Annotated in this window: 6 protein-coding genes; 2 read left to right on the top strand and 4 right to left on the bottom strand. The window is 70.5% G+C overall.

Annotated elements, in window-relative coordinates; genetic code table 11:
• Positions 1-2 precede the first annotated feature (2 nt).
• Genes RQG84_RS12520 through RQG84_RS12535 form a run of 4 tightly spaced genes read right to left on the bottom strand, consistent with a single transcriptional unit; the run spans position 3 to position 5,291 of the window.
• Positions 3-1,232 (bottom strand): CDP-glycerol glycerophosphotransferase family protein, encoded by a 1,230-nt coding sequence (locus RQG84_RS12520; RefSeq protein WP_311210293.1) that lies wholly within the window; start codon positions 1,230-1,232, stop codon positions 3-5.
• A 25-nt stretch (positions 1,233-1,257) separates the two neighbouring features.
• Positions 1,258-2,397, bottom strand: a complete 1,140-nt coding sequence (glf, locus tag RQG84_RS12525; RefSeq protein ID WP_311210294.1) for a UDP-galactopyranose mutase — start codon at positions 2,395-2,397, stop codon at positions 1,258-1,260.
• Positions 2,394-3,386, bottom strand: a complete 993-nt coding sequence (locus tag RQG84_RS12530) for a glycosyltransferase (protein WP_055965218.1) — start codon at positions 3,384-3,386, stop codon at positions 2,394-2,396. The genes glf and RQG84_RS12530 overlap by 4 nt, the downstream gene beginning before the upstream one ends.
• Positions 3,387-3,437: 51 nt before the next feature.
• Positions 3,438-5,291 carry a CDP-glycerol glycerophosphotransferase family protein gene (locus RQG84_RS12535; RefSeq protein WP_311210295.1) on the bottom strand — a complete coding sequence of 618 codons (1,854 nt, stop codon included), beginning with the start codon at positions 5,289-5,291 and terminating at the stop codon, positions 3,438-3,440.
• A 61-nt stretch (positions 5,292-5,352) separates the two neighbouring features.
• Between RQG84_RS12535 and RQG84_RS12540 the strand changes: the two genes are divergently transcribed.
• Together RQG84_RS12540 and RQG84_RS12545 are read left to right on the top strand one after the other, a co-directional pair.
• Entirely contained in the window at positions 5,353-6,699 is a 1,347-nt protein-coding gene (locus RQG84_RS12540; protein WP_311210296.1) for a potassium transporter TrkG, read from the top strand.
• Positions 6,692-7,366 (top strand): TrkA family potassium uptake protein, encoded by a 675-nt coding sequence (locus tag RQG84_RS12545; protein WP_311210297.1) that lies wholly within the window; start codon positions 6,692-6,694, stop codon positions 7,364-7,366. Before RQG84_RS12540 ends, RQG84_RS12545 begins: the two co-directional genes overlap by 8 nt.
• Positions 7,367-7,611: the final 245 nt, after the last annotated feature.

Genomic DNA, 7,611 nt, shown 5'->3' on the forward strand with positions numbered 1-7,611 from the left:
CGCTACGGGCCGGTGGCGCCCAGGGCCTGCTTCTCGGCCCAGAGCCGGTCGCGTCGGGCCATGACCTGCTCGCACGCGTCGACGAACCTCTGCGTGGCAGCGCCCGGGGTGACGTCGGTCAGGTAGTGGGACACGAGGGCCGTCCGCGCCTGGCGGGTCGGGTCGTCCGCGAGGTGGTGCGCCACCAGGGCGGCGTGGTCGTCGCCGCGGCGGACTCGAGGGAGCAGCTCCAGCATGCGGCTCGCCGGCGTCGGCACCCCCGGCACGGTCACGAGCATCGGCTTGCCGGTGGGGAGCCAGTTGAGGGGGACCGCCGACACGTCGGTGACGAGCAGGTCGGCGTCGGCGAAGGACTGCTCGAGCGGGACGCGCAGGTCGACCCGGTCGGCCGCCTCGCGGACCGCCGCGTCGGCCGCGCCGTACTCGGCGCGCACCACGCCGTTGAGGGGGTGCGGACGGTAGACGACGCGGTAGGTCGGCTGCAGGGCCCGGACGAGCTCGAGGCCCAGGGCGTCGACCGATCCGTACGACACCGACGGCTGCGACGCCTCCCACGTGGGGGCGTACAGCACCGTCGGTCGTCCGGCCGGGTCCGGCGCCGGCACCACGTCGGGGGAGCCGTCGAGCTGTGGCTGGCCGATGAGGATGCTGCGCTCCTCGGCGTCGTAGTCCATCACGTGCGTGGCCGTGCGCTCCAGCGCGGCTCGGCCGGCGAGGAAGCAGTAGTCGTAGGCCTTGACCTGGTTCGAGACCGACACGCCCTTGTCGCTGTCGCCGTGGCCGAGGTAGACGTGGGCGAGCGAGGTGAAGCGCAGGCACTCGAAGTTGATCGGGTCGTGGTTCACGTAGAGCGCGAGCCGCACCCGACTGCGGCTCAGGATGGCGTCCAGCTGCCCGTAGGTGGCGAGGGTCAGGCACGTCACGCCGGCGTCGTCGCCGCTCTCGGCCAGCGCGGTGCGCACGGCTGCGGCCGTGCGGGAGTCGCGGAACACGATCGTGACCGGGTGCGTGGTGCCCAGTGCGCGGAACGCCGGCAGCCACGGCAGCAGCTGGTACAGCGTGTCCTGACCCGTGGGGTGGAAGACGATCACGTCGGCGGCGAGCGGCTGCTCGAGCGCGGCGACGTCGACCCGCTTGTCGGGCATGCCGGTGGGCAGGAACCGGGAGCGTCGGATCCGGCCGATCAGCCAGAGCCGCACGCGGACCGCGAGACCCGCCCGTGCGCCGCTCACCTGGACCCCGGCGTTCGTGCGGGGGTCATCGGGTCAGCGTGTTGTCGACCATCGACAGCGCCGAGCCGATGGCCATGTGCATGTCGAGGTACTGGTAGGTGCCGAGTCGGCCACCGAAGTGCACGTCGGGCTCGTCGGCCATGAGGGCGCGGTAGGCGAGGAGACGTTCGCGGTCGGCTGGCGTGTTGACCGGGTAGTACGGCTCGTCGGTGGCGCCGTCGGCGAACCGCGAGAACTCCCGGACGATCACCGTGGCGTCGTCGGGGTAGTGCGTGCGCTCGGGGTGGAAGTGCCGGAACTCCAGGATGCGCGTGTACGGGACGTCGTCGTCGGCGTAGTTCATCACCGACGTGCCCTGGAAGTCCCCGACGCCGAGCACCTCGGTCTCGAAGTCGAGGGTGCGCCACGACAGCGGACCGTGCGCGTCGTCGAAGTAGCGGTCGACGGGGCCGGTGTAGACGACCGGCACCTGGCCGACCGTGGCGTCCTTGGAGACGACCGACGCGGGATCGAGGAAGTCGACGTCGAGGGTGACGGTGATGTTCGGGTGGTCGGCCATCCGCTCCAGCCAGGCCGTGTACCCGTCGACCGGGAGACCCTCGTGGGTGTCGTTGAAGTACCGGTTGTCGTAGGTGTACCGGACCGGCAGCCGGCTGATGATGTCGGCGCCGAGCTCGGTGGGGTCGGTCTGCCACTGCTTGGCCGTGTAGCCCTTGATGAACGCCTCGTACAGCGGCTCACCGATCAGGCTGATCGCCTTCTCCTCGAGGTTCGCCGGGGTCCCGGTCTGCCGGGCGGCGTGCTCGACCACCCAGGCGCGCGCCTCGGAGGGGGTCATCGACGAGCGGGTGAACTGGTTGATGGTGCCCAGGTTGATGGGCAGCGGGAACACCTCGTCGCGGTACGTGGAGTACACACGGTGCTGGTAGGGCGTGAACGCGGTGAACCGGTTGACGTACTCCCACACCCGCTCGTTGGAGGTGTGGAACAGGTGCGCCCCGTACCGGTGGACCTCGATGCCGGTCCGCGGCTCGGCCTCGGAGTACGCGTTGCCGCCGATGTGGTCGCGGCGGTCGATCACGTGCACCTGGCGACCCTGCTCGGCCATGCGCTCGGCGACCGTCAGTCCGAAGAAGCCCGCACCCACCACCACGAGGTCGGTCATCGCCGCACCTCCGGCTCGGTGGCCGGGGGGAGCGCCGGCGGGACGTCGGACGGGTCCATCGGCCGCCACGTGTCGTCGCGCCAGATCGCCCGGTTGGCGCGGAAGCCCCGCACGAGGTCGCCGACACCCTTGAGGGTGTGCTGCACGACGACGAGCCGGAACACCTCCTTGGCGAGGGTCAGCGCGGTGCCGAGGCCGAAGCCGAGGCGGTTGAGCTTGCCGTACTCGCGGAAGTACTTGCCGACGTAGGCGCGGTTGCGGATCACGTGGAAGCGGAACAGGGGCGAGCCGTCGTTGAGGTGCCGGATGCCCAGGTTCACCTGCTGCTGCTCCCGCTTGCGCTTGAGCACGAACTCGTCGACGTACACGACCGTGGTGTGCTGGGCGGCCAGCCAGGCGTAGGCGGCATCGTCCCAGGAGATGAAGAAGCGTGGGTCCGGCAGGCCGATGAGGCGCACGACGTCGGCGCTGACCAGCATCCCCTCGAAGGTGCCCGAGTTCGTGACGGCGTAGCCGCCGCGGTCGAAGTCCTTGACGCTGTAGGGGAGCGGGACGCCGAGGAACTGGTTGAACTTGGCCTGCCAGTAGAAGGGTGAGCCGTCGAAGTCGTAGCGCCGGCCGTGGATGCAGCCGAACCGCTCCATCCAGGGGGCGAAGCGCTCGAGCGCGTCGGGGAGGATCTCGACGTCGTCGTCCATCAGCCACACCCAGTCCGCCCCCAGCTCGAGCGCCACGCGGGTGCCTTCGCTGAACCCGCCCGAGCCGCCCGTGTTCGTGTCGAGCAGTCGGTTCACGAGCACGCCGTCGGGGAACCAGGCCTGGGCGTCGGCGAGCACCTGCTGGGTGTCGTCGGTGCTGGCGTTGTCGACGACGACGATGCGCCACGCCGGCGTCGTCATCGCCGCGGCGCTCTGCAGCAGCTCGGCGAGGAACGCGGACCGGTTGAACGTGACGATCGCGATCGCGATCTTGTCGGGTGCCTCGGTCACCGGGCCACCCTACCGTCCGGGACGCCCGCCACCGGGAGGCCCTGACGCTGCCTACTCGACGTCGCCGAGGCTGTCGTCGGAGTCGCTCGGGTCATGGGACTGGGTCTGGCCGAAGTACTGCTCGCGCTCGCCCTCCGCGCGGGTGATGAACGCCTCGACGCTGGCGCGGAAGGACTCGAGGGTGCGCTTCTCCGGTGCCCCCAGGAGGTAGGTGGCGAGGCGGGTCCGCTCGGCCGCGCGCTCGTCGGGGACCTGGCCGGTGGCGACCTGCACGAGCTCCTCGATGCCCGAGCCGCCGGGGCCCACGATGGTGGCGGCCGACGCGGAGGGGTACTCGGCGCGGAACGTCGTCTCGTCGAGCGGGGTGCCACCGTGCCCGGTGTGGTTGAACACGGCGATCGGCTTCTCGCTGGCCAGGAAGTCCGAGACCACGCTCGAGACGTCGGTGAACAGTGCGGTGGCACGGTTGAACCACGGCTCGATGGGACCGCTGCGCACCACCTTGTGGTCGATGCCGGAGGAGGCGGCGGCCTCGCGCACGCGTGCCGCGATCGCAGCGTCGACGGCGCGGTACTTGGCGTCGCGCTGGCCGGTGAAGGGGTGCGGCTTGTAGACGAGGCGTGCCGGGGTGGGGGAGTCGAGCACGGCCTCGACGATCCTCGCGCCGACGGCGGAGACCGACGAGTACTCCTGCAGGGTGTTCACGCCCTCCCAGGTGGGGGCGTACAGGATCGTCGGCACGTCCTCCTCGCCCACCCGCGGGCTCGAGGAGATGGAGTGCACCTGGGGGCGGCCGACGAACCGGAACTGGCTCTCGTGGATGCCCAGCCCGGACTTGCGGTAGCGGTCGGCACCGGCCTCCCCGGCCACCCACAGCTCGTCGTAGACCCGCGAGAACGGGTTGGCCGAGGCCGACTTGTCGCTGTCGCCGTGGCCCACGAACGCACTCATGATGTGCGGCAGGCGCAGCAGGTGGATGTTGTTGCCCGTGTTCGACGGGTACAGGGCGACCTTGACGCTGGCGAAGTCCAGCATGAGCAGCTCGCCGGCGTTGCCCAGCTGCAGGGTCGGCAGCTCGGTCTCACGGATCGTGTCGAAGAGCGGCGCGTCGCGCAGCACCACCAGCACACGACGGTCGAGGGCCTCGAGCGACTCGAGCCAGGTGTTGACCTGGTAGGCCGAGCCGAGCGGACCGCTGAGGTGCAGCACCACCTCGGGCTGGTACTCGTCGAGGAAGTCCTGCACCTGGCGCAGTGCCGGGGTGAAGCCGGTGGCGCGCTTGGCCTGGCGCATCCGCCACGACGCCCGGGCGTCGGGGACGGTGACGTAGGCCAGGGCGGCGACGGCGAGCACGCCGATGAGCAGGACCACCCAGAAGGGCGCGCCGAGCGGTCCGACGACGAGCACCGCCGCCTGGGCGAGGCACACCTCGAGCACCCGTGCCGGGGGCTCGACCGCGATGGACGGATCACCCGGGATGTTGCGTGTGCGCAGAGGTCGCAGCGAGCCGACCCGGCGGTACTCGTGGTGCAGGGCGCGTCCGCACAGGGCCACCAGCATCGCGAGACCGACGAAGGCCGTCGACGTGTGGGCCGTGCGGTCGTCGGGCAGGTTCAGGAGCGTGAGCACGGCGAGGAGCCGCACCACGAAGCGGACCGGGATGCCGAGCGACGCCTGGTGCAGGCCGGTCCGCACCGCCGGCGGGCCGGTGAGCAGCAGGTACTCGCCGACGAGCGAGAGCGCCACGAGGGCGAGCGCGACCCGTTCGGTGCCCACGGAGTCGACGACCAGCACGAGCAAGAGAGCGACGGCGGGAAGGGCGAGGCTCAGCAGGAGGGCCACGCCGGAGCGCGAGACGGCCACTCGGGCCAACCGGCCGACGACGGCAGAGGGGCTGGAAGGCATCAGGAGACCGTAGCAGCCACGTACGGCCCCCCGAAGCCTCCGGTAGGGGTACGGTCGTGCCGTGCCACGTCCGAGGATCCCGGCTGCCATCGCGCACCCCGTGCGACTGCTGCCGCTCACGTTCTTCGCCCTGATCCTCCTCGGCACCGCCCTCCTGCTGATGCCGGTCGCCCGCAGTGCACAGGGGCGTGCCGACGTCGTCGACGCCTTCTTCACGTCCGCGTCGGCCGTCACCGTCACGGGTCTGGCGAGCGTCGACACGTCGACCTACTGGAGCCCTGCCGGCCAGGCGATCATCCTCGTCCTCGTCGAGATCGGCGGCCTCGGCATCGTCGCCCTGGCCACGGTGCTCGGCCTGTTCATCGGCGGCCGCCTGGGGCTGCGCACCCGCCTGGTCGCGCAGGCCGACATGCACGTCGTCAACATCGGCGAGGTCCGGCCCCTGTTCCGCCGCGTCGCGGTCATGATGTTCGGCTTCCAGTCGGTCATCGCCGCGGTCCTGACGCTGAGGTACAGGCTGGAGTACTTCGACGACCTGCCCACGGCGTTGTGGCACGGCGTCTTCGACTCGGTCATGGCGTTCAACAACGCCGGCTTCTCGCTCAACAGCGACAGCCTCATCGGGTACGCCGGCGACGGTCTGATCATCCTCCCGATCTGCGCGGCCGTCTTCATCGGTGCGATGGGCTTCCCGGTGCTCGCCGAGCTGTTCAAGGAGTGGCGGACCCCCTCCCGGTGGACGATCCACACCCGGCTCACGGTGTGGGGGTCGATCGCGCTGCTGGTCTTCGGTGCCGTGGCCTTCCTGGCCCTGGAGTGGTCGAACGAGGCGACGCTCGGCTCGATGTCGCTGAAGGACAAGCTGGTCACCGGCGTCGAGGGCGGGATCATGCCGCGGTCCGGCGGGCTCAACAGCTTCGACTGGGGTGCGGTGTCGGGGGAGACCCTCTCCATCGGCACGATCCTCATGTTCATCGGCGGTGGCAGCGCCAGCACCGCCGGCGGCATCAAGGTGACCACCTTCCTGCTGCTGGCCTTCGTGATCCTCGCCGAGCTGCGCGGCGACCCGGAGGTGACGGTCGGCAACCGCTCGGTGGGGCCCGCGGTCGTGCGCACCGCGCTGAGCATCGCGCTCATCTCGGTGATGCTGGTGATGTCGACGACCCTGCTCGTCATGGTCCTCACGGACTTCTCGTTCGAGCAGGTCCTGTTCGAGTGCACGTCGGCCTTCGCCACGGCGGGACTGAGCACCGGACTGACCCCGCAGCTGCCCGACAGTGCCAAGCTGGTGCTCGCGGTCTTGATGTTCGTGGGCCGAGTGGGCACCATTGCGGCTGCGTCGGCCTTCGTCTTGAGGCGGCGCGCACCGCGCTACCACCTTCCCGAGGAGCAACCGATCATTGGCTAAGGCAAAGGACACCCCCGCCAACGCCCCCGTCATCGTCCTGGGGCTCGGTCGCTTCGGCTCCGCCGTGGCGCGATCGTTGGTGCACCTCGGACACGACGTGCTGGCCGTCGACGAGCGTCCCGAGATCGTCCAGAGGTACGCGAGCGACTTCACCCACGTCGTGGCGGCCGACACCACCGACACCGAGGCGTTGCGCCAGATCGGCGCCGAGCAGTTCGGCGTCGCCGTCGTGGGCATCGGCACCGACATCGAGGCGAGCGTGCTCACGGTGCTCGGGCTGCTGGACCTCGGCGTCAAGGAGGTGTGGGCCAAGGCGATCAGCGGCAAGCACGCGGCGATCCTCGAGCGTGTCGGAGCCACGCACGTGATCCGTCCGGAGTCGCAGATGGGCAAACGGGTGGCGCACCTGGTCACCGGCACCATGACCGACTTCATCGAGTTCGACGACGGCTTCGCGATCGCGCGCACGCGAGCCCCCGAGTGCACCGTCGACCGGACGCTCACCGACTCCAACGTCCGGCAGAAGTACGGCGTGACGGTCGTCGGGCTGAAGACCCGCGGCGAGGACTTCACCTACGCCAAGGCCGACACGTTCGTCACCACCGGCGACGAGCTCATCGTCTCGGGCCCGACCCCGAAGGTCGAGGCCTACTGCGCCCTCAGCTGACCCCCGGCCGGCGCACCCGCTCGAGCGGACGGTGCGGGCCTGCGCGCCGTGACCGTCTCGATGCGGACGGGCCTCGGTGGTCTCGATGCGGACGGGCCTCGGTGGTCTCGATACGGACGGGCCTCGCACGCTCGCCTGTCCTACTCGACCATCGGTGAGTTCTCCGGTGGTCGAGTGCCTCCACGAGCGCCAGCGAGGGGAGGTGTATCGAGACCACTCCGGGCGGCTCAGCGATGCGCGGGCAG

The organism is Aeromicrobium sp. WCS2018Hpa-31, assembly GCF_031843905.1.
Taxonomy (GTDB): domain Bacteria; phylum Actinomycetota; class Actinomycetes; order Propionibacteriales; family Nocardioidaceae; genus Aeromicrobium.